This window comes from Flavobacterium sp. GSP27, from assembly GCF_003970395.1.
GTDB lineage: Bacteria > Bacteroidota > Bacteroidia > Flavobacteriales > Flavobacteriaceae > Flavobacterium.
In genome coordinates, this window is record NZ_RYDP01000021.1 from 1 (window position 1) to 23,384 (window position 23,384).

A 23,384-nucleotide genomic window follows, 5' to 3' on the forward strand; every position below is an offset into this window, starting at 1 on the left:
TGCATAATCATATTTTACTTTTTTTTCCATAAAAAATGCCCCAAATAGTGTCTAACTTTTTGGGGCATGTCCAAAAAGCGGCTTTTATTTATTACAAATTTTGGGGATTAAAATTTCAACTGATAGACTTCATCCAAATCTTTTTCGGAACTGATATTCACCTCTAAATCCGTTACAAAACCGGAATTAAGACCATAAGCCCATCCGTGTAAGGTTAAGTCCTGACCATTTCGCCATGCTGCCTGAACAATTGAAGTTTTAGCCAAATCAAAAACTTGTTCTTTAACATTCAATTCTACAAAAGTGTTAAATCGCTCTGTTTCATCTAAAATAGAATCTAAGTAGGCACTGTGCAAACGATAGACATCTTTTATGTGACGAATCCAGTTGTCAATGATACCAATAGAATCATTACCCATAGCTGCTTTGACACCGCCGCAACCATAATGTCCGCATACCAGTACATGTTTTACTTTCAATACATTTACTGCGTAATCCAGTACACTCAACATATTCATATCTGAATGAACCACCATATTAGCAATATTTCTATGAACAAAAACTTCGCCTGGTTTAGCTCCTATAATTTCATTTGCAGGAACCCTGCTGTCAGAACAGCCTATCCATAATAAGGGTGGTGTTTGCCCTTTGGCCAGGTCTTCAAAATAATTAGGATCAGAAGCCAAAGATGTTTCTACCCATTTTTCATTATTTTCCAGTATTTTTTTATAAAAATCACTCATAATCGTTGTGTACTTATTTTGTTTATATCCTTACTTAGTGACAAATTAATGCTTTGTAAAGGACTCATTTTTAAATTTATTAGTGCGAAATTAATTTTTATTTTTAGTGAATTCTTCGTCAGGCACCTCTCGTTTAACCATTACCCTTTTTGCTGCATCATAATAATGCTCAATAGTTACATGGTTTTTGGTTTCTTGAGTATTTTCTAAATCATAGGCTTTTTTAAATCCTTTGAGTTTGACTTTTATATTATGATCTATAGCTCTTGTTGTTTTGAATTCATATATCAAATCTAAAATGTCATGCGCTATATACACGGTGTCTTTGGCATCAATTATCACTTTAGAATTTTCAGGAATCTCGTTTAAAGTATATTTGATGGCTGCTTTGTTCAAAAAAGAAACTTCTTGCGCCAAATCAATGTGGATAACATCACCATCTTCATATTCTTCTTTTCTAAAACTGTAAGCTCTTTTCAGGTTTCCTTTTAAAACAAAAATAATACTGATGACAATTCCTAATGCCACCCCTTTTAATAAATCCGTAAAAACAACTGCTAATAGAGTCGCAATAAAAGGAACAAATTGATATTTCCCTTTTTCCAAAAAATGTTTGAAAGTGGCTGGTTTAGCTAACTTGTAACCAACCAAAATTAAAATTGCGGCTAATGTAGCCAATGGAATTTTATTCAGGATAACAGGAATTACAAGTACACTCACTAATAATAGTACCCCATGAATTATAGTAGACATCTTTGATTTAGCACCTGAATTAGAATTTGCTGAGGTACGCACAATTACCGAGGTCAAGGGAAGACCTCCTAGAAGTGAGCTTATCACATTTCCAACACCTTGTGCTTTCAATTCCATATTAGTGTGCGTATAACGTCTTTGAATATCCATTCGGTCTGCTGCTTCAATACTCAATAACGTTTCTATCGAAGCGACTATTGCAATAGTAAAGGCTACTATCCAAACTTTTGGATTCGAAATCCCAGAAAAATTGGGAGTAACTATAATCGTCTTAAATTCCTCCAGACTGGTAGGAACCGGTAAAGAAACTAAATGCTCGTTAGTAATAGCCCACGGACTTCCTGTTCTGATGAAAATCTCATTCAAAACAACACCTAAAACTACAGCAACCAATGCACCAGGAACTAATTTTAAATCTTTCAAAAAAGGGACTTTATTCCAGGAAATCAATACCGTTACAGAGATTAAAGTGATAATTATAGATCCAACCTGAATATAATCAAAAATATTTAATAAGGTTGAAAATGTATTACCTCCGTCCTTTTGCATAAAAGCTAAATCGCCTTCAAAATCGCTATCGTATCCAAAGGCATGAGGCAATTGTTTTAAAATAATTATAATTCCAATACCGGCCAGCATTCCTTCGATGACATTTGTTGGAAAATAATTAGATATACTTCCTGCTTTAAGAAATCCTAGAACTAATTGTATTAGACCTGCTATAAAAACAGCCGTCAAAAAAACATCAAATGCACCTAAATCCGTTATTGCGGTAAGAACAATTGCGGTAAGACCTGCTGCAGGGCCTGAAACACTGATGTGTGATGTACTTAAATACCCAACGACAATTCCTCCAACAATTCCTGAAATAATTCCTGAAAATAATGGAGCACCCGAAGCCATTGCAATACCCAAACACAAGGGCAAAGCTACTAAAAAAACCACTAATCCTGATGCAAAATCAGATTTAAGGGTAGCAAAAAGATTAATTTTTCTTGTCATAATACCAAACTAAAGATTGAATACAAAGAGCTGTTTTCACGTTGAAAGTATGTGAAAATTGATTTAAGAAACACTAAAACCAACACTGTCTTAAACTTGGTTGGGTGGTAGTATAAATATAGAAGAGGTAATATTATCATGCTTTGATAAATTTTCAGAAAGAATAGCACTAGAAGATAATTTTGTTGCAATAATTATTTCCAAAGAAGATTCAGAACTAAATAATACTTTAATTTCTTTGTGAACGTGTTCCTCTTCAGAAAAACTATAGAAAACAGAGATATCTGAACTTTTCTCAATCACCGCAACAATAGTTGGGGTGACAAGGAAAGCTAAAAATAGAATTAAAAATATTTTAGATATCATTTTCATTGTCGCAAAAATAGAATTTAGTTTATAATAAAAGTAACAGTTTTTATTTATTTTAAAAAAAATAAAATTCAAAAAAAAACCAGATAAAAATGCATCATTTTTATCTGGTTTTTTTTTGAATTTTAAGTGTTACAAACTTTCTTCAAGCCAGGCCTGCATCATCCAGATTGTCTTTTCTTGTTCTGAAATGAAATCACTCATCATCGCATTTGTACCTTCATCATTGATTTGTGCCGATTTGTCAAGAATTACTCTTTCAATCTTTAATAAATGAGATAGTGATGTAACAATTAAATGTACTGCTTTTTCATCATTTGAAATATTTTTACCAACTACTAATTGATTGTTTTTTATATAGTCTTCAAACGTATGGAGCGGCGTTCCACCAACAGTGAGAACTCTTTCAGCAATTAAATCAATTTTTATTTGAGAATCCGTGTATAATTGCTCAAATTTTACATGCAAATCAAAAAAACGCTTTCCTCTAATATTCCAATGAATTCCTCTTAAATTTTGATAATATACTTGAAAATTAGCTAACAAAACATTTAGTTCAGTTGCTATTAATTCTGACTCTTTTACCGGTAAACCTAAAATATTTGTTTTCATTTTAATGTTGTTTTATATTTATTTCCGTTATATGACAAATTTAGTGTAAGATTAACGAAAAACACTATAATAAAAAGTTATTGTTTTATTAAATTTGTATCAGATATAATTATAACCATGACAATTACTCAATTAAAATACGTACTTGCAGTAGCTGAACACAAGAATTTCACTCTTGCTGCAGAAAAATGTTTTGTTACTCAACCTACACTGAGTATGCAAATTCAAAAAATAGAAGAAGAATTAAGTATTCAAATATTTGACCGTACCAAAAAACCAATCCAGCTCACTGATATCGGGTATAAAATTGTAAACCAGGCAAAAAATATAGTCAATGAAGCTGATAGAATACAAGATATTGTTGAACAACAAAAAGGTTTTATAGGCGGTGAATTTAGATTAGGCATCATTCCAACAATCATGCCTACTTTATTGCCAATGTTTCTAAATAATTTTATAAAAAAATATCCAAAAGTAAAACTTATTATTGAAGAGTTAAATACCGAAGAAATTATTATTAAACTCAATAATGGACACCTGGACGCTGCAATTGCCGCAACTCCTTTGATGGAAGAAAAAATTAAAGAAATAGTCTTGTATTTCGAACCTTTTGTTGCGTACATCCCTGAAAACCACCATAATTTTCAAAAAGAAGAAATAGAAGTTTCAGATTTAAACTTGGATGAAATTTTATTATTACAAGACGGACATTGTTTTAGAGAAGGAATTTTAAACTTATGCAAGAGTACTGGTAAAAATGAAATCAACCATTTTCAAATACAAAGTGGCAGTTTTGAAACCTTGATAAAACTAGCTGATGAAGGTCTGGGAACAACGCTGCTTCCTTATTTGCATACCTTAGATTTAAAAGAAAAAGACAAGCTAAAACTTCGTCATTTTAAAGAACCTAAGCCTGCAAGAGAAGTCAGTTTGATTTTTCCTAAAAGCGAATTAAAAATTCAAATAATAGATGCACTTCGAAATACCATAACAGGAGTTGTAAAAGGAGCAATTGTTTTTCAAAATGTTCAGATAATAAGTCCCATCGCAAAAAAATAAAAAAAGGAACCGTTTATGGTTCCTTTTTTACTATGAATTTACTATTAGTAAACAGTGCTTTAGTTCCGGTTTACCAATAGTGAAATTTAATAACCACTCCCGTAATTGATCCATTTCATAGGGCAATAATGTCTTAATAGCTTTTTCTAATTCTTTGCTAAAAAGCATAACATCAAAGCTTACTCTTTCTAAAACTGATTTAGTATAATCATACATGATTTTCGACATAATTAATGAAGATTTTAGGTTAGATTTTAATTGAAAGTGATGTAAAAATACATTTTTTACAACTAGAACATAGTTATTTAACGTAGTTTTTAGTTTTTTTATTTTTCGTACTACTTTTGATCAAAAATATAATATATTATTGATAATAAGCTACTTAACAAACATTTATTTTTTAGTAGCTCTGAACATTTCTCTTTTTCCTGGTGGTCCGGCTAATTTTTCAACCGTAAAACCTACTTCTAACATGCTCCTTTTTACAACTCCTCTGGCTGCATAAGTCACTAAAACTCCATTACTTTTCAGTGCTGTATGCATTCTTTTAAAAATATCCGTACTCCATAATTCAGGCTGCACTCTGTAACCAAAAGCATCAAAGTAAATCAAATCAAATGTGTTATTGTCGTCAATTACTTCAAAAAACTGCTTTCTTTTAGTCAACAAAAAATCATTACTAAGCGCTATTTTCTCTCCCCAGACACTTTGATGCATTGCTATAAAAATGTCACTTTCTTGAGCAGCATTCAACTCTGTAACATAATTCATACATAAAACTTCGTCAGGAGATATAGGATATGCCTCTACGCCAACATAATCGATAGACTGATTCATTTTTTTTGCTTCTAATAAGGTAATAAAAGCATTCAATCCGGTACCAAAACCAATTTCTAAAATAGAAACCGCTTTATTTTGAAATAAGGAAAGTCCGTTTTTAATAAAGACATGTTGCGCTTCCTGAATGGCTCCATGTTTAGAATGATAACACTCATCCCATTCCTCTATTCGTATGGTTGTGGAACCATCAAGTGTTTGTATTATTTCTCTTTTCAAAATTATTATTTGAGGTTATTTGAAGTTTTATAATTATATGAGCAGTCCAAATTTAATCAAAACTAAAATGATTGTCCTAAATAAAGTACATTTATTATGCAAATCCCATAAAATTGATGCTGATTTTTTCTGTTTTTTCAAAAATAAATAAATCGTACGTAAAGGCTATAATTAATGGTGTTTTGTCAAGTATTTTAGTGATTTTTATTTAATTTTGCAATTATTAAAGTTCTTTTTGCATAATCAAGATTTTAATACCCAATTGTAGTAACATATAAAAATAAACAATACATTATCATGAGTACAACTCAAACTAGCAAAATTGAAATAATTAAAGCACCCACTTCAAAAATAAATGAAGTTGATTTTAAAAGTTTAAGCTTTGGATCTGTTTTTTCAGATCATTTATTTGAATGTGATTTTAAAAATGGGGAATGGCAACAACCAGTCATTAAGCCTTACGCACCTTTTTTGTTAGATCCATCGTCAAGAGTTTTTCATTATGGTCAAGCTATTTTTGAAGGTATGAAAGCGTACAAAGATGAGAACAATGACGTTTGGCTTTTTAGACCCGATCAAAACTACAGCCGTTTCAACACCTCTGCTGTTAGGATGGCTATGCCGGAAGTTCCAGAAGATATATTCCTGAATGGTTTAAATCAATTGCTGCAATTAGACGAAGCATGGATAAAAAAAGGAAAAGGAAATGCCTTATATATCAGACCCTTTATGATTGCAACAGGTACCGGAGTAATTGCAAACCCATCAAATGAATATAAGTTCATGATTATTTTATCGCCTGTTTCCTCTTATTATTCAGGTGATGTAAAAGTAATAATTGCGGAGCATTACAGCAGGGCGGCTAATGGTGGAATAGGAGCTGCAAAAGCAGCCGGAAATTATGCAGCCCAATTTTATCCAACTAATTTAGCAAATAAAGAAGGCTTTCAACAAATAATCTGGACTGATGATGCCACACACACAAAATTAGAAGAAGCCGGTACTATGAATGTGTTTTTTAGAATAAATGACACATTATTAACGGCTCCTGTAAGTGAAAGAATACTTGATGGTGTTACTCGAAAAACACTGATTGATTTAGCAAAGAGTGAAGGTATAAATGTAGAAATTCGTTCAGTTTTAGTATCTGAACTTGTTGAGGCATTTAAAAACGAAACTTTAAAAGAAATTTTTGGTGCAGGAACAGCTGCTGTGGTAAGTCCCATTTCAGGATTCTCCTATCAGGATGTGTATCATGAATTACCAAAAATTGAAAACACAATGGCTTTGCAACTGAAAACTAAATTAGAAAATATCCAAAATAAATTAGATGCGGATCCTTTTGGCTGGACTGTTAAAGTATAATTCAAAGATTTAAAAATTAAAAAAAAGCGATTTTCAGTGTGAAAATCGCTTTTTTATATCATACACATCATCAAAGAATTTCTGAAATTTCTACCTCTATTTACCAATTATTTTAGAGAAATCAGGCTTGAAATAATTTGGCCCTTTCATGACCTTACCATCTTCACGGTAAATAGGCTCCCCATCCTGACCCAACTTACTCATATTACTACGTTGAATTTCATCAAAAACGGCTTCTATTTTGTCTTGCAGTCCATGCTCAATAATCGTTCCGCATAAAATGTACATCATATCGCCTAATGCATCGGCAATTTCTATTAAATCATTATTCTGAACAGCCTCTAAATATTCTTCATTCTCTTCTTTCATCAAATTGAAACGAAGGATATGTTTGGTTTCAGCTAAGCCGGCTATTGGAGTTTCGCTATGCCCAATTTTGAAAGCGGTATGGAATTCTTTGACGGCATTAATTTGTTTTTGCATAATTTAAATTTTATTAAATGAAAATACAAATTAGCAAACTATTATTAAACAAATAGCTAAATTTGTCAAAAATAATATAAAGTATGTTTAGTCAGGGACAATTCATTTTTGCCGGCTTTTTTTTTGTTGCATTCAGTATTGCAATGATTTATGCCTACCGAAAAGATTTAGCGTTACACCGAAAATTTTATAAAGGAAATTATAAAATTTTAATTGGGTTTGGAGTTTTTATTGGCATTTTATTTTTGATAAAAGTCTTTTTCAAACGTTAGTTTTTTTTAAATGTCTTCTGAAAAGAGGACTTTTTTTAATTTGTTCTTTTCTTATTTTAAAAACAAATCCTAATTGCTAATTAGTGCAAGGTGCCAAATAGTGCTACCTGAACATGTCCCCTATAAATTTTATTCTAGAACTCCTTCTCCTAAAGTATTCCTTTCGTAAAACAACTATTCAATTAAAATATTTAAGTCGCGTTTTTTTATTTAACACTTTTGGCGACTTGTAAATTAAATTTTTAACTTTACAAAAATTAATACAATTAGATATCATGAGGATTATAAAATATTTATTTCTTTTGTTGCTGCTTAGTTTAGTGGCTTTATCCATTTTTGTAGCTACACAAAAAGGGGAATTCGCTGTACAAAGAAGTCATGTTATTAATTCTCCTAAATCAACGGTATTTAATTTTGTTAATGATTATAAAAATTGGCAGGATTTTGGTGCCTGGATCGTTGAAGATCCTGAAATTATAATCACCTATCCTAAAAACACTGTAGGAAAGGGAGCTTCCTTCACTTGGGAAGGAAAAGAAGTCAAAGGGGATATGCAAACGGTTTTTGTAAAAGAAAATGAAAGTATTTCTCAAAAAATAAATTACAACGGAGGGGTATCATCCGTTTTCTTGAGTTTAAAAGACACGGTTGGCGGAACAAAGGTCACCTGGAAAACCACCGGAAAAATGAGTTTCGTTATGAAGATCACTGCTGCTTTAAACGGCGGTATCGATACAGTTATAGGTGCCATGCAGGAAAAAAGCTTGGCTAATCTAGACAAAACACTAGTTTACGAGATAAATACCCATCAAATAAAGGTAAAAGGTGTGGTAAAAAAACTAGCAACTTTTTATTTGCACCAAACTTTTACAAGCAAAATTTCAAATATCACTAAAAATGCCCGAATCGTTTTTCCAAAAATCATTCTTTTTTGTGAACAAAACAATATAGAATTGAATGGAAAGCCTTTTATTATTTATCACACTTACGATCCAGTAAATGGATTGAGTAGATTGTCTTTTTGTATCCCTATAAAAAATCAAATTTTAACCAGTTCAGGCAGTGATATTTTATCCGGTAAACTCGAACCTTTCGAAGCCTTGAAAACAACCTTAACCGGTGATTATTCACACATAAAAAAAGCGCTAGATAAAACAACAGCGTACAGCAATGCTAACAAAATAAGTATTGACACTAAATTTTCACACCTAGAGAACTATACCATCGGCAAAGCGGAAATAAAAAATCCATCAAAGTGGATTACTGACATTTACTTTCCAATAAAACCAAAAGTAATTCCTGCTAAAGTCTTTGCTCCAGCAGCAATCAATAAACCTCCAGCGGTAAAAACACCGGAACCTGCACAAAAAAAGGAAGAAGAACAATCTGAATTTTAATATTATCTTTCCACCGAATTAAACCTTTTTGATAAAGAGTATTCTAAATTCATAAATAAAAAATTTGCAAGACGAACAGGAATATATAAATAACTTGTTGAACTCTAAAACACAAAATCAAGCGTTTCAGCAGTTGTTACAAGAGTATCAAAGACCGTTATACAATCACATTCGTAACATTGTTTTAAATCACGATGATGCGGATGATATCTTGCAAAATACTTTTATCAAAATATTTCAAAATTTAAAAAATTTTAAAGGAGACAGTAAACTCTTCTCTTGGATGTATCGTATTGCTACTAATGAAGCATTGACTTTTTTGAAACAAAAATCAAAAATCAATACGGTATCGTCTGAAATTTTACAAAGTAAAACTATTGATAATCTCGAAGCTGATGTGTTTTTTGATGGAAACGAAATTCAACTAAAATTACAAAAAGCAATTGCTTTATTACCTGAAAAACAACAGTTAGTTTTTAAAATGAAATATTTTGAAGAACTAAAATACGAGGAAATATCTCTTATTTTAGGCACCTCAGTTGGAGGATTAAAAGCTTCCTATCACCTTGCTGTAAAAAAAATAGAAGCATTTGTATCTACTAATTAAACCTTTTTGCAATACCACTGTCTAATGAATAGTATGAAAACATTTAAATTAGAAAACGAGCCCAAAATTGAGACTGGATTTAAGATCCCTGACCATTATTTTGAAAATTTTTCAGCAAAAATGATGAAGCAATTACCCATAGAGGAGCCAAAAGTAATTTCTATTTTTCAAAAAAGAAAAAACAGGATTCTAATGGTTGCAGCAATTTTAGTAATAGCCCTGATGACTCCTGTTTTAAGCCCGTCAGCAAGCAACCCTAACGAAATAGACACACTCACTCTGGAAAATTATTTAACCTATCAATCGAGTGTAAACCCTTATGATTTAATAAGTGAATTAGAAACCGAAGATATCAATAATATTAAAGCAGACAATGAAGTTTTAGAAGATGAAGCTATAGAGGATCATTTATCCGAAAATGCTAATCTGGAGCATCTTCTTTTAGAATAAAAAACGCGTTCACCGATTACAATAAATAAAACAAAAATGAAATATAAAAAAATATTCCCAATACTGTTGCTACTTCTTTCCTTTAATTTTTATGGTCAACATGAAAACATGAAAGAGAAAAAAGAACAAATTAAAGCTTTGAAAGTAGCCTTTTTGACGACTGAGTTAAACTTGACCACTAGTGAAGCCGAAAAATTCTGGCCTATTTACAACCTGTTTGATGACAAACAATTTGAATTAAGACATCAGAAAATGAAAAGTTTCATGAGAAGAATGAATGATGGATCTTTAGATCAAATCACGGAGAAAGAATCCAATTCATTTTTAGTTCAAATAGAAGAAACCGAAGAAGAATTGTTTTTTTTACGGAAGAAATTTGTTCAAAATTTGAGAGAAATATTACCATCTGTAAAAATTTTAAAACTTAAAAAAGCAGAGGAAGACTTCAATAGAAAGCTGTTGCAACAATACCGCAACAAAGCGCATAAAAAATAACATCTTTTTTTATTAGTTCGATAAAACATCCTAAACACAAGTAAAAACTTGAGCTTAGGATGTTTTTGTTATTTAAAATTGATCCGAATCATTTTATTTTTCCCTGCAGCAACAGCCGTTTTTTTATCTATGAACCGGAGCGTATTAAGACTTTTATCCTTTGCTATTTGTTGCCATGATTCACCACCATCCGAGGAGTAATAAACCCCTGAAGTCCCCACAGTAACGAGTTTCTTACCATTGCTTTCAGGAATATATTGCACACAGGAAGCATACCCAAATCCTTGATTCTCAGCAATAAGCCCCCATGTTTTCCCACCATCCGCAGTACGGGCTTTATTGGAAAAATTCTGGTTTTGATCTTCATAATCCCCTCCTGCTACAAAACCGATTTTTGCATCATAAAAATCGGCAGTAAAAATTCCGGTCATTGCCTTTCCTTGTGCCATTGGAGTTTCAAAAACGGTCCAACACTTTCCTTTATCAGGGGAATAAAAAACCCTTGATTTTTTTCCACCAGAAACAATCCATGTATTATTCCCTTTAATTACAATATTAGTATTGCTTGCCGCAAAAGCAGCTTCGCCTTGCATCACTTTTGGTAATTTATCGCACGGAATTTTATTCCATGATCGGCCTCCATCACGCGTTGTAATAATATTAAGACAATCAGCGATTGGATCTCCCATAGCAATACCTTCTGTATCGTCCCAAAATTGCATACTATCATAAAAGACCTTCTCATGGCTTTCCTGATATACTATTTGTGAATCCTTTTCCTCTTTTGAAATTTGATACAACACTGCAGGATTTGCCACATTGAGAATAAAAATATGATTGGCTGTTTGAGCGATACTCCTAAAATCAAGTATCAAAGAATCCTTGGTGATTTTGTGCTCTATTTTTTGATTGGTATCTAAATTATATAACCCGTATCTACCTTTATCAGCAGCATACCAGATTTTGTTTTTATCAATTTGAATCGCTCTGATACTTATTTGATCTTGAAATAAGGTATCAATTTCAACGGACTGAAAACTAACGTTATGTAACTTTTCCGATTTATAAACACTTGTTTTACAGGATACAAATCCATTTAAAACCAACAGCACTAAAAAAATATTTTTCATTTTTGTACATTTTAAGGCTAATTTACAATTAATAATATAAATACAAATAGCACCCAAATTATATTGGCACAGTAATTGGATATTGAAAAAAAGGAAAAACTTAATCCAATTAATTATGAAAACGAAACTATTACTATTGAGTCTGTTGACCGCTGTTTTCGCAACACAAATACAGGCACAAAACAGAACATACGTAAATGCTGTGAATGCCGAAATCAGTGATAATCTTGATCTGAGAGCTGTTGCTGATATCTTTGGTGATTCTAGAGACCTGCAGGATTTTGAAAGACGCCTTAATGATCCTGAGCTGCAAATATCAAATTTAGATTTGAATAATGATAATGAAGTTGACTATTTACGGATTATTGAAACGGTAGAAAACAGAACCCATCTCATCATCGTTCAGTCAGTGATTGATGAAGATATCTACCAAGATGTTGCAACAATTGATGTTGAGAAAGACAGAAACAATAAAATTCATGTACAAATAGTTGGTAATGAATTTATGTATGGACAAAATTACATTTATGAGCCAGTTTATTACAGTACTCCAGTAATTTATGCATCCTTCTGGTCTACTAATTACCGCCCTTACTATTCCACTTGGAATTGGAATTATTATCCGTCCTATTATTATGCTTGGAATCCATTTCCCGTTTTTAGATACATAAATAACATAAACATTAATTTGAATATCAACAACAATTATAACTATGTCAATAACCGTAGAAGTAATCGTGCAGTAGTTTTACACAATTCAAGACGTTCAAACGGATATGAAAGACAACATCCAAATGCGTCTTTTTCCAGAAGAAATAGTACTGTAAATAACCGCCATGAATTAGATCAAAGAAGAGTATCCAGAAATAAAACCGGTTATTCTAATAGAAGAGCAATAGTGCAAAGAGAATATTCTCAAAACAGAACAAGTCCTTCCAGACAAGCAGCACCGCAAAGAGCTCAATCATCCAGAGAATATTCTCAAAACAGAACAAGTCCTTCAAGACAAGCAGCACCGCAAAGAGCTGAATCATCCAGAGAATATTCTCAAAACAGAACAAGTCCTTCAAGACAACCAGCACCGCAAAGAGCTGAATCATCCAGAGAATATTCTCAAAACAGAACAAGTCCTTCCAGACAAGCAGCACCGCAAAGAGCTGAATCATCCAGAGAATATTCTCAAAACAGAACAAGTCCTTCCAGGCAAGCAGCACCGCAAAGAGCGGAATCTCAAAACAGAGGCAACACATCAAGAGCATCAGGTCCTCAGAGAACGGAATCTCAAAGAGGCAATTCTTCTTCAAAAAATGAAAATAGAAGCTCCTAAAAATCTTAAATACAAAAAAAGAAACACGGCTCCCTAAACCGTGTTTCTTTTTTATCGGATAAAAAGCGCTAATTTATTTTAAAAGTGTAAATTTGAAAAGTTTTTTAAAAATTACACATGAGCGTATCGCACAAAGACCTGCACAGTAAATGGACATTAGGAGGTTTATTAATTTCATTAGGAATAATTTACGGTGACATAGGAACTTCACCATTGTATGTAATGAAAGCCATACTTGGCACCCACATTATTAATTCGGATATTGTCTTAGGTGGAATATCGTGTGTTTTTTGGACCCTTACACTGCAAACCACAATCAAATACGTACTAATCACGTTAAGCGCTGATAATCATGGCGAAGGCGGAATTTTTGCTTTATATGCTTTGGTCAAAAAAACAAAAATTCAGTGGTTGATTGTCCCGGCTATAATCGGAGGAAGTGCTTTATTAGCTGACGGAATCATAACGCCACCCATCTCCGTATCTTCAGCAGTTGAAGGAATAAGAACGTACTATCCAGAAATCAATACCATTCCAATTGTAATAAGTATTCTTTTTGTACTTTTTTCTATCCAGCAATTCGGCACCAAGTTAGTCGGTAAATTTTTTGCTCCAATGATGCTTATTTGGTTTGGGATGCTAGCGATACTTGGAATCGCACAAATTTCACAACACACCGAAGTTTTAAAAGCAATCAATCCTTACTACGCCTATCATTTATTGACCATCCATCCAGAAGGTTTTTTTGTTTTAGGTTTTGTATTTCTGTGTACAACAGGAGCTGAAGCATTATACTCAGACATGGGACATTGCGGACGAAAAAACATCCGAATTAGCTGGATTTTCGTAAAAACTGCATTAGTGTTGAATTATTTTGGACAAGCCGCCTATTTAATTCGCCACGAAGGAGAGACATTACAAACTTTAGGAGGAAAAAATGGAAACCCATTCTATCTCATCATGCCGGACTGGTTTCAGCCTATAGGAATTATAATTGCTACTCTAGCAGCTGTTATTGCCTCACAAGCCTTAATCAGCGGGTCATTTACATTGATAAATGAAGCAATGCGATTGAATTTTTGGCCAAAAGTAAAAATAAAATATCCTACAGAATTAAAAGGACAATTATACATTCCGTCTACAAACTGGTTATTATTTATTGGTTGCGTTGGAATTGTACTCCACTTTGAAGAATCCAGTAATATGGAGCATGCTTATGGACTGGCGATCATTTTGTGTATGATAATGACCACTATTTTACTGAATTTTTACCTGATAATGAAAAGAGTGAAATTATATTTTATAGTTCCATTGATTACTATTTATCTAATAATCGAATTTAGTTTCCTCGCAGCTAATGTTACGAAGTTTGCTGAAGGTGGCTATGTAACGCTTTTTATAGCAATCACTTTAATAGGTATAATGACTATTTGGTACCTGGCCAAAAAAATTAACAAAAGTTACACCAAAATTGTTAAAATTGAGGACTACAAAAAAGTACTAGTGGAGTTAAGTGCTGATTTATCCATTCCTAAATACGCAACACATTTAGTATATATGACTAATGCCGGTAGAATTGACGAGATCGAAGAAAAAGTAATGTATTCCATCTTACAAAAAAGACCCAAAAGAGCTGATATTTATTGGTTTGTTCACGTGAATATATTGACTGAACCTTATAAAACCGAATATAAAGTAACTGAAATTGTCAAAGATGATTTGTATCGTGTAGACTTTAATCTTGGTTTTAGAGAACCTACAAAAATAAATCTGATGTTTAGAGAGGTAATCCGGGATATGGTGCAAAAAGGAGAAGTAGATATAACCAGCCGCTACGAATCTTTGAATAAAAATAATATCATAGGTGATTTCAAATTTGTATTATCCGAAAAATTCCTTTCCAATGACAGTGATTTACGTTGGCACGAAAAAATAATTATGAACTCCTATTTCTTCATTAAAAAATTAAGTTTATCTGAAGAAAGAGCCTTTGGTTTGGATAGCAGTTCCGTAAAAGTGGAACAATTTCCAATGGTGCTCCATGCTCCTGAGAACATTGGACTGACAAGAGTAAAATAATTCTTTCTGTTTTTTTAATCCTCCAAGAAACACTGTAATAATACAGTGTTTTTTTATGTCGAAAAATTTAAAAACAACATTCATTATTTAAAATATAACATTCAATCAATTAATAGTACCTTTGCACCTCAATTATTTAAAATGAGATTACACAGAAATTTAGTTTACACAACAATAGACGCTTTGAACGCCATTTTTAACGAAGGAGAATATGCGGATAAAGTAGTTGCCCGATCTTTAAAAAAAGACAAACGTTGGGGAAGTTCTGATAGAAAGTTTGTTGCCGAAACCATCTACGAAATTGTGCGTTGGAAAAGATTATACGCAGAAATAGCCGAAGTAAAAGAGCCCTTTGACAGAGACAATCTTTGGAGAATGTTTTCTGTTTGGGCTGTATTAAGAGGTTATCCTATTCCGGATTGGCGCCAGCTGGAAGGCACTCCAGAACGAAAAATAAAAGGACGTTTTGACGAACTTTCAAAAGTGAGAGCTTTAAAAGAATCTATTCCGGACTGGATGGACGAATTAGGAGTTAAGGAACTAGGCGAAAAAGTTTGGGCAACTGAAATTACAGCTCAAAACCAGCCTGCTAAAGTAATCTTAAGGGTAAATACGCTAAAGACAACCAAAGAAGCGCTGCGTGCTATTTTGATGGATTTAAACATTGAAACAGAAACGTTAAAAAATCAACCAGATGCTTTGGTTTTAAAAGAAAGAGCCAATGTTTTCTTGACTGATGCTTTCAAACAAGGTTTCTTTGAAGTTCAGGATGCCAACTCCCAATTAGTGGCTGCTTTTCTTGATGTAAAACCAGGAATGCGTATTGTGGATACCTGCGCAGGTGCTGGTGGGAAAACGTTGCACATTGCTTCTTTGATGGAAAATAAAGGACAATTAATTGCTATGGATTTGTATGAAAGCAAATTAAAGCAATTAAAAATCAGAGCCAAAAGAGACGGCGCTTTCAATATTGAATACCGAATTATTGACTCTACAAAAATCATCAAAAAATTACACGAAAAAGCAGACCGTGTTTTGATTGACGCACCCTGTAGTGGTTTAGGCGTTCTGAAAAGAAATCCGGACGCTAAATGGAAATTGAAACCGGAATTCATCGACAACATCCGTAAGGTACAATCGGAAGTTTTAGAAAGCTATTCTAAAATTGTAAAACCCGGCGGAAAATTAGTGTATGCTACTTGTTCTATACTACCCTCCGAAAATCAAGATCAAATTGCTCGTTTCCTGACAACTGACATTGGAAAACAATTCAATTTTATTAAAGACCAAAAAATATTGGCTTCAGAGTCAGGTTTTGATGGATTTTATATGGCTTTATTAGAACGTAAAGAAAGCTCAGAACAGAAAGAAAAAAGAGTACAAAAAGAAATAATATAGTATCTAGATTTAAGATTCTAGAATTCAAAAAAAAATCCTCGAATAAATCGAGGATTTTTTTATGTGTTATCTGTTTTGTTTATTCTATTCTCTTTTAATATCCCTAATCATTCATTGAGATTAAAAACTCTTCATTATTCTTGGTTTTCTTGAAACGATCATTGATAAAATCCATCGCCTCTACTGGGTTCATATCCGAAAGGTATTTTCTCATGATCCACATTCTTTGCAATGTTTTTTGATCTAATAACATATCGTCACGTCTTGTACTAGAAGAAGTCAAATCGATAGCTGGGAAAATACGTTTATTAGCAATTTTTCTATCTAATTGCAATTCCATATTACCAGTACCTTTAAATTCTTCAAAAATAACTTCGTCCATTTTCGAGCCGGTTTCAGTCAATGCAGTAGCAATGATACTCAACGAACCCCCATTTTCTACATTACGGGCAGCTCCAAAGAAACGTTTTGGTTTTTGCAATGCATTTGCATCCACACCACCACTTAACACCTTACCTGAAGCAGGCTGAACCGTATTATACGCTCTGGCCAAACGTGTAATGGAATCCAATAGAATCACTACATCGTGACCACATTCAACCAATCTTTTTGCTTTCTCAAGAACGATATTCGCAATTTTAACATGCTCTTGTGGTTCTCTGTCAAAAGTAGAAGCAATTACTTCACCACGCACACTACGTTGCATATCCGTAACCTCTTCCGGGCGTTCATCGATCAATAAAACAATCAAATATACTTCAGGATGATTGGCCGCAATAGCATTGGCAATTTCCTTCAACAACATGGTTTTACCTGTTTTTGGCTGCGCCACAATCATTCCGCGTTGTCCTTTTCCTATTGGTGAAAACAGATCGATAATTCGTGTTGAAATCGTACTTTGTTTTTCTGCCAATTTGAATTTTTCTGATGGAAAAACAGGCGTTAAATGTTCGAATGAAACTCTGTCGCGAACCACTTGAGGATCGTGTCCATTTATTTTTAAAACCCGAACTAATGGAAAAAATTTCTCTCCTTCTTTTGGTGGGCGAACTACACCTTTTACAGTATCTCCGGTTTTAAGACCGAACAATCTGATTTGAGAAGTCGACAAATAAATATCATCCGGCGACGCTAAATAGTTGTAATCCGAAGAACGCAAGAAACCATAGCCGTCCGGCATCATTTCCAGCACACCTTCGCTTTCTATAATTCCATCAAATTCAAAATCAGAAGCAGCAAAATTATTTTTTTTGTTTTTGAAGTTTGGATTTTGATTCCCATTTCCATTTTGACTTGGATTAGGATTTTGTTTGTGTAATTGGTTTGGATTTATTTTTTTAACCGGAGCTGAAACTTCTTCCTTCTCTTGTGTAGTTATATCTACAACTGTATCAGTCTCTTTTGCTGTTTCTTTTCCTTCTTCCTTATCCTTTTTTAAAGCAATTTTTTTCTCGTACGCTGACTTATTAAACTTAATCACCTTTCCTATTTTTTTAGCTCCGGATTCAAGTTCCTGAACAGAAGAGGAATCGTCGTCTTTGTCAACTGGCAATATTTCAACAGAATGGTCTTCAACGGAAACAGAAGATGCTGTCAAATTTTCTTCGGTTTCAAAAAATGAATTTTTCATCGTTTTTTGAATAGCAACTTTTTTTACAGGCAGTATTCTGGTTCTTTTTGGTTTATCCTCTTCCAGATTACTATTGGTTTTTGTCTCTAATGTTAAATCAACGTTAGCCTCTTGATGCGCTAAAATCTGACTGATTAAAGTCTCTTTTTTTACACCGTTAAATTTTATGGTTTTAGCTGATTTAGCTATTTCTTGAAGCTCAGAAAGCTTCATTTCTTTTAATGCAGAAATATTAAACATGAATGTTCTAGGAGTTTAATTAATTTTGAAAATAATGTAAAAGATAGGTAGTAAACATTAAAATGAATCAACCGCAGTATGAAGTGCTTACGGTATTATGATGCAATATTACGAATAAAATTTAATGATACAATAGTATTTATAAAAAAGAAAATATATTTTTGTGGTAGATATTTAACAAATGATACAAAGAATTCAAACCATTTATTTACTACTCGTATTTGTAGTAACAGGTATTTTACTGTTTTTTATTCCATTATGGACAATGGATACCGGTAAGGCATTTTATTTTATGCAAAGTCAAGTGTATACTATACTATTGGGATTGAGTACTACGTTGACTTTATTTAGTATTGTTTCCTATAAAAAAAGACAAAATCAGTTTGTTATTGGCAGATTGAATATCATATTAAATTTGATTTTATTAGGATTGTTTGTATATCGTTCACTAAATCTATCTGGAGAAACACCTGCTGTTTCGGAGAAAGGTATTGGGATGTTTCTTCCTGTAGCTGCTATCGTATTATTGGTTTTGGCCAATAAAGCAATCAAAAAGGATGAGGATCTTGTAAAATCTGTGGACAGATTGAGGTAAACCTATAAATTTTAGTTTATTAGTGCGAAGGAAACCCGAATGTAACAATTCGGGTTTTTTTATATCTGCAATGCAATAAAAACCTTATAATTTAAAATTTAGCTGAATATTTTTTATAAATTTGGATCTGATAATTACAACATGGCAGAAAAAATACGGATTCATCTTGCTGATGACCATCAAATTCTTATTGATGGAATTAGAACTTTATTACACACAATCCCTACATTTGAAGTAGTGGGATATTCCTTAAACGGCACTAATATTTATGAGGAAGTCACTAATAATAAAGCGGACATTCTTATTTTAGACATTAACATGCCGGAAAAAGACGGCATTGAGGTCCTCAAAGAATTTGCTAAAAAAGGATTTCCATGTAAGATTATCATTTTGTCCAGTTATGATGACTTACGAATAATAAAAGAGGTCATGAAGTTAGGCTGCAGCAGTTACTTAACTAAGAAATGTGCCGGAGAAAATATAGTTGAAGCCATTCTAGCGGTTACTAATGGTGAAGAATATTTTAGTAAATCTGTTAGAGAAAAAATATTCAGTACCGTAACTAAAGACAATCCAAAACTAAACAAACAAGTCCCAAGTCCAAATTCACTTTTAACCGAAAGAGAACTGGAAATCATAATCCTGATTTCATTAGAATATAGCGGCAAAGAAATCAGTGATCAATTATTTATTAGTGTTAATACCGTAGAGACCCATCGCAAAAACATAATGAAAAAACTCAGCGCAAAAAACTCTATAAGCCTAGTGAAATATGCCCTTAAAAATAAATTAATCAAATCCTGAATGGATTTAGATGAAACTTAAATGCTGTTTTTTTTATTAAAAAAAAGAAAACCAACCAATTTAATCCTGATTTAAAGTCAGTTTATTTTGAAAAATAAGGCGGATTTAAAAAACCAGAAATAACCAATCTATTCAATTATTTATGCCTCAGAAACAAATTGCTATAGTCTTAGTTTTACTATTGAACCTCACTGGTAGTTTTGTTTGTGCTCAAAAGAAAGAAACTCCAAAAAAGGAAGCTCTAACATTAGCAAAAGAAGCTAATCAGCATATGAAAGCTGGTAATTACGAGAAGTCCTTAATACAATCGAGACTTGCTTTGAGCCAAGCAATCAAAATCAAGGACAACAACCTGATAGCAAGAGCTTATAATACCATTGCTGCTAATTTTGATCAATTATCGGAATCTGACAAAGCTTTTTTCTACTACAACAAAGGACTGGAATACGCTAATAAAACTAATAATGATGTTTTAAAAAATTGGTTAAACAATAATTTAGGAAATATCTATTGCTTTGATAAAAAACAATATGAAAAAGGAATTTATTATTATAAAAAATCACTGCATTACAGCACTAAAACAAAAGATTCAGCACAAATTATATTTACAAAACTCAATTTGACGTGGGCCTATTTCGACAATGATCGCTATCAAGAAGGGCTTCCCTATTTAAACTACATCAACAAACACCACAAAAAACATGGAGACGAGTCTACAATTGTAGCTTTAAATATGCTCAACGGCATGTATCATAGCCATACAAACAACACTAAAAAAGCCCATTATTTTTTCCAAAAAGCAATTGAAAAAGGAATTAAAGGAACTGAAAAATCTGATTTATCATATTCCCACCTAGAGTTTTCTAAATTTTTATTGAAAAACAATGATTATAAAAATGCCTATAAAAATTTAATCCGATATAATACAATTACTGAGGAACTAAACGACCAAGAAAAACACAATAAAGCGAATGTTGCTGGCATAAACCTTGAAATTGATGAGTACAAAAGAGAAATCGACAAGATCGAAACAGAATATAAAACAAAACAACTTTTTTTACTGCAAGAACAATCCAGAAATAAAAAAATTGTGATTGTACTAATTGCTGTTCTACTGCTATTTTTCATCCTTTTTTACTTCTATTCTCAAAACACACAACTAAAACAAAAAAACAAACTAAAGGACTTACAAAGCAAAGTTCAGGAAAACATGATCAACGCATCCATTAACGGACAAGAATTAGAACGAAAAAAAATTGCGGCATTTTTGCATGATAACATTAGTGCTTTACTTTCATCAGCAGGACTACATCTTCATGCGTATACCTCTAAAAATCAATATTCAGCACAAGAAATCATAAAAACTAAGGCTATTCTTGAAGAGGCACACGATCAAGTACGGGATTTATCCCACGAACTGATGCCTTCGCTTTTAGCCCGTTTTGGATTATTTGATGCATTAGACGATTTGTGTGAAAAAAACTCCAATTCCATTCTGTACTTTGAATACGCAAGTTCCGTAGATCGAAAAACCCGTTATGATGAAGATTTCGAAATTAAAATTTATTTCATAATTATGGAACTCCTCAACAATACCATAAAACATAGTCAGGCAACACGTTCAGAATTAAGCATTCACGAAGATAATGATTTTCTGAATGTCAATGTTATGGATAATGGCCAAGGTTTTGATTCTAGTAAATTTCATATCCTTGAAGGTTTTGGCATCAACCAAATCAAAGCCCGAATCAATAATCTGAAAGGAACTATTGTCATAAACTCCAAAATAGGTTTCGGTACAACCATAAAAATAATAGTACCCATCACCTATCAAAAAAAAATAATCAGACCCGTTTTTCAATCTCAATAATTTCCAAATCTTTGATTTTGTCTCCTTCAATCACAAAACGCAACATCGTTCGCACCTGATGAAAACCACTTTTTCCTGCCGCACCAGGATTCATGTGTAATAAATTATGTTTTTTATCGAATATGACTTTTAGAATGTGAGAATGTCCACAAATAAATAATTTTGGCGGATTGGATTCCAACTCCGCTTTAATATTGGGATTGTATTTCCCCGGATAACCACCAATATGCGTAATCCAAACATCAACGCCTTCACACATAAAACGGTTGTGTAACGGAAATTCCAGTCGCGCCGTTGCATCATCAATATTTCCATACACGCAGCGCAACGGTTTCAGCTTTTGTATCGCATCAGTCACGGCCAAATCGCCTATATCACCCGCATGCCAAACTTCGTCAGCCAATGCAACATATTTCAAAATGGTATCATCAATATGACTGTGCGTGTCAGAAAGCAAAAGTATTTTTTTCATATTTATAGTGTCATTACTAGGTACGAAGTAATCTGAAGCAATTTGCTTCGCCAGTTCGCTTCGCTCGTGTCCAGCTATCCGTTTCAATCTTTATTGTTTTTAAAGAAAAAACAATAAAGGATTCCCACTGCAAATGTTTACATTCACTGAACTCCTATGAAAATAAAAGTTTAGTGAAGTAATCTGGGCTACGATTTTGTGGTAAAAATATACATTCGAATTCCAAATAAAAAATCAAATCGAAACTTAACAAACTTTGCACCTTGGCAACTTCGTGGCAAAAAAATTAATAAGTATCTTTGTGGCTTCAAAAAAATTCACTTGAGATATTTTATCAAATTAGCATACAGCGGAACCCATTATCACGGCTGGCAATACCAACCCAATGCTGCCTCTGTTCAGGAAACGATGAACAAAGCGTTTTCGGTGCTATTGAACACAACCGTCAATCTTATGGGCGCCGGTAGAACGGATACCGGGGTTCACGCCAAAGAAATGTATGCCCATTTTGATTTTGAAACACCAATTGATATTCCAAGTTTACTGCACAAACTCAACTCCTACTTGCCCAAAGACATTGTTATTTATGACATTATACCGGTTCACGATGAAGCGCACACTCGTTTTGATGCCACTAAAAGAACCTATGAATATCACATCAATACATTCAAAGATGTTTTTTTGCAAGAACAAAGTTGGTATTTCCATCAAAAATTAGATATTGATTTGATGAATGAAGCGGCGCAACTATTATTCAATCACACTGATTTTCAATGTTTTTCAAAAGTCAACACAGATGTAAATACCTTTGACTGCACTATTTTTGAAGCATATTGGACTCGAGGCACAGCTGAACAGGGCGCAGACAAACAAGAAAACGGCAATTTGATTTTTACCATTTCTGCCAACCGTTTTTTACGCAATATGGTTCGTTCCATTGTGGGAACATTAGTAAATATAGGATTACACAAGAGTACACTGGCTGATTTTACTGCCATCATAGAAAGTAAAAACCGAGATAAAGCTGGTTTTTCGGTTCCGGCACATGGTTTGTATTTAACCAAAATAGATTACGATTACATTACGCAATAGCCCTGATAGTAGTGAAAATCCTTTTATGTTTTTCTTTAAAAACATAAAAGATTGCAACGAATAGCAGGAAACAGCTCCAAAAAA

General features: G+C 32.9%; 24 protein-coding genes. 14 read left to right on the forward strand and 10 right to left on the reverse strand.

All coding sequences use genetic code 11. The features are described 5' to 3' along the window. Positions 1-107: 107 nt before the first annotated feature. The 4 genes from can to EKM05_RS13785 form a co-directional block, all read right to left on the reverse strand. Positions 108-743, reverse strand: a complete 636-nt coding sequence (gene can / locus EKM05_RS13770) for a carbonate dehydratase (RefSeq protein WP_126460659.1) — start codon at positions 741-743, stop codon at positions 108-110. A 90-nt stretch (positions 744-833) separates the two neighbouring features. Further along, positions 834-2,498, reverse strand: coding sequence for a SulP family inorganic anion transporter (locus EKM05_RS13775; RefSeq protein ID WP_126460656.1), 1,665 nt, complete (start codon positions 2,496-2,498; stop codon positions 834-836). A gap of 90 nt (positions 2,499-2,588) precedes the next feature. Then, positions 2,589-2,864, reverse strand: coding sequence for a hypothetical protein (locus tag EKM05_RS13780; protein WP_231507420.1), 276 nt, complete (start codon positions 2,862-2,864; stop codon positions 2,589-2,591). A gap of 135 nt (positions 2,865-2,999) precedes the next feature. Continuing rightward, positions 3,000-3,479 (reverse strand): Dps family protein, encoded by a 480-nt coding sequence (locus EKM05_RS13785; protein ID WP_126460653.1) that lies wholly within the window; start codon positions 3,477-3,479, stop codon positions 3,000-3,002. A gap of 117 nt (positions 3,480-3,596) precedes the next feature. Between EKM05_RS13785 and EKM05_RS13790 the strand changes: the two genes are divergently transcribed. Then, entirely contained in the window at positions 3,597-4,538 is a 942-nt protein-coding gene (locus EKM05_RS13790) for a LysR substrate-binding domain-containing protein (protein WP_126460650.1), read from the forward strand. A 30-nt stretch (positions 4,539-4,568) separates the two neighbouring features. Here EKM05_RS13790 and EKM05_RS13795 read toward each other — a convergent pair whose 3' ends face one another. Together EKM05_RS13795 and mnmD are read right to left on the reverse strand one after the other, a co-directional pair. Next, positions 4,569-4,766, reverse strand: a complete 198-nt coding sequence (locus tag EKM05_RS13795; protein ID WP_126455626.1) for a hypothetical protein — start codon at positions 4,764-4,766, stop codon at positions 4,569-4,571. Positions 4,767-4,931: 165 nt separating this feature from the next. Next, positions 4,932-5,594, reverse strand: a complete 663-nt coding sequence (gene mnmD, locus EKM05_RS13800; RefSeq protein ID WP_126460647.1) for a tRNA (5-methylaminomethyl-2-thiouridine)(34)-methyltransferase MnmD — start codon at positions 5,592-5,594, stop codon at positions 4,932-4,934. 297 nt (positions 5,595-5,891) lie between these two features. On the opposite strand from mnmD, the gene EKM05_RS13805 reads away from it, so the two are divergent. Next, on the forward strand, positions 5,892-6,959 hold the full coding sequence (locus EKM05_RS13805; protein WP_126460644.1) for a branched-chain amino acid aminotransferase: 1,068 nt from the start codon (positions 5,892-5,894) through the stop codon (positions 6,957-6,959). A 96-nt stretch (positions 6,960-7,055) separates the two neighbouring features. On the opposite strand, the gene EKM05_RS13810 is transcribed toward EKM05_RS13805, so the two are convergent. Continuing rightward, entirely contained in the window at positions 7,056-7,442 is a 387-nt protein-coding gene (locus EKM05_RS13810) for a nucleoside triphosphate pyrophosphohydrolase family protein (protein WP_126455620.1), read from the reverse strand. A gap of 83 nt (positions 7,443-7,525) precedes the next feature. On the opposite strand from EKM05_RS13810, the gene EKM05_RS14705 reads away from it, so the two are divergent. The 5 genes from EKM05_RS14705 (at position 7,526) to EKM05_RS13835 (ending at position 10,663) form a co-directional block, all read left to right on the forward strand. After that, a complete protein-coding gene (locus tag EKM05_RS14705; protein ID WP_126460641.1) occupies positions 7,526-7,714 on the forward strand; it encodes a hypothetical protein in 189 nt (62 codons plus the stop codon). 275 nt (positions 7,715-7,989) lie between these two features. Further along, entirely contained in the window at positions 7,990-9,111 is a 1,122-nt protein-coding gene (locus tag EKM05_RS13820) for an SRPBCC family protein (protein ID WP_126556208.1), read from the forward strand. A 64-nt stretch (positions 9,112-9,175) separates the two neighbouring features. After that, the gene (locus EKM05_RS13825) at positions 9,176-9,718 is read left to right on the forward strand and encodes an RNA polymerase sigma factor (RefSeq protein ID WP_126460635.1); all 543 of its coding nucleotides are present in this window, start codon (positions 9,176-9,178) and stop codon (positions 9,716-9,718) included. Positions 9,719-9,751: 33 nt separating this feature from the next. Then, positions 9,752-10,168, forward strand: coding sequence for a hypothetical protein (locus EKM05_RS13830; protein WP_126556211.1), 417 nt, complete (start codon positions 9,752-9,754; stop codon positions 10,166-10,168). A gap of 36 nt (positions 10,169-10,204) precedes the next feature. Then, positions 10,205-10,663 carry a sensor of ECF-type sigma factor gene (locus EKM05_RS13835; RefSeq protein WP_126556214.1) on the forward strand — a complete coding sequence of 153 codons (459 nt, stop codon included), beginning with the start codon at positions 10,205-10,207 and terminating at the stop codon, positions 10,661-10,663. 68 nt (positions 10,664-10,731) lie between these two features. On the opposite strand, the gene EKM05_RS13840 is transcribed toward EKM05_RS13835, so the two are convergent. Next, positions 10,732-11,793: an oxidoreductase gene (locus tag EKM05_RS13840; RefSeq protein WP_126556217.1), complete on the reverse strand. Its 1,062-nt coding sequence runs from the start codon at positions 11,791-11,793 to the stop codon at positions 10,732-10,734. Positions 11,794-11,908: 115 nt separating this feature from the next. Here EKM05_RS13840 and EKM05_RS13845 point away from each other — a divergent pair, with 115 nt between their 5' ends. From EKM05_RS13845 to EKM05_RS13855, 3 genes are all read left to right on the forward strand, one after another. Further along, on the forward strand, positions 11,909-13,120 hold the full coding sequence (locus EKM05_RS13845) for a hypothetical protein (protein ID WP_126556220.1): 1,212 nt from the start codon (positions 11,909-11,911) through the stop codon (positions 13,118-13,120). Positions 13,121-13,237: 117 nt separating this feature from the next. Then, complete coding sequence (locus EKM05_RS13850) at positions 13,238-15,199, forward strand: KUP/HAK/KT family potassium transporter (RefSeq protein WP_126460620.1); 1,962 nt, start codon at positions 13,238-13,240, stop codon at positions 15,197-15,199. Positions 15,200-15,340: 141 nt separating this feature from the next. After that, the gene (locus EKM05_RS13855) at positions 15,341-16,597 is read left to right on the forward strand and encodes an RsmB/NOP family class I SAM-dependent RNA methyltransferase (protein WP_126460616.1); all 1,257 of its coding nucleotides are present in this window, start codon (positions 15,341-15,343) and stop codon (positions 16,595-16,597) included. A 103-nt stretch (positions 16,598-16,700) separates the two neighbouring features. On the opposite strand, the gene rho is transcribed toward EKM05_RS13855, so the two are convergent. Then, a complete protein-coding gene (gene rho / locus EKM05_RS13860) occupies positions 16,701-18,467 on the reverse strand; it encodes a transcription termination factor Rho (protein ID WP_126460613.1) in 1,767 nt (588 codons plus the stop codon). A gap of 181 nt (positions 18,468-18,648) precedes the next feature. Between rho and EKM05_RS13865 the strand changes: the two genes are divergently transcribed. The 3 genes from EKM05_RS13865 to EKM05_RS13875 all read left to right on the forward strand — a co-directional run bounded on the left by EKM05_RS13865 (position 18,649) and on the right by EKM05_RS13875 (position 21,736). Next, complete coding sequence (locus tag EKM05_RS13865) at positions 18,649-19,062, forward strand: DUF4293 domain-containing protein (RefSeq protein ID WP_126460610.1); 414 nt, start codon at positions 18,649-18,651, stop codon at positions 19,060-19,062. A gap of 141 nt (positions 19,063-19,203) precedes the next feature. Continuing rightward, positions 19,204-19,866 (forward strand): response regulator transcription factor, encoded by a 663-nt coding sequence (locus tag EKM05_RS13870; RefSeq protein ID WP_126460607.1) that lies wholly within the window; start codon positions 19,204-19,206, stop codon positions 19,864-19,866. Between the two features lie 142 nt (positions 19,867-20,008). Next, the gene (locus EKM05_RS13875; protein WP_126556223.1) at positions 20,009-21,736 is read left to right on the forward strand and encodes a tetratricopeptide repeat-containing sensor histidine kinase; all 1,728 of its coding nucleotides are present in this window, start codon (positions 20,009-20,011) and stop codon (positions 21,734-21,736) included. Here EKM05_RS13875 and EKM05_RS13880 read toward each other — a convergent pair. Beyond that, positions 21,711-22,208: a metallophosphoesterase gene (locus tag EKM05_RS13880; protein ID WP_126556226.1), complete on the reverse strand. Its 498-nt coding sequence runs from the start codon at positions 22,206-22,208 to the stop codon at positions 21,711-21,713. The two genes, EKM05_RS13875 and EKM05_RS13880, sit on opposite strands and share 26 nt — an antisense overlap. Before the next feature lie 321 nt (positions 22,209-22,529). Here EKM05_RS13880 and truA point away from each other — a divergent pair, with 321 nt between their 5' ends. Next, entirely contained in the window at positions 22,530-23,300 is a 771-nt protein-coding gene (gene truA, locus EKM05_RS13885) for a tRNA pseudouridine(38-40) synthase TruA (protein WP_126556229.1), read from the forward strand. Positions 23,301-23,384 lie beyond the last annotated feature (84 nt).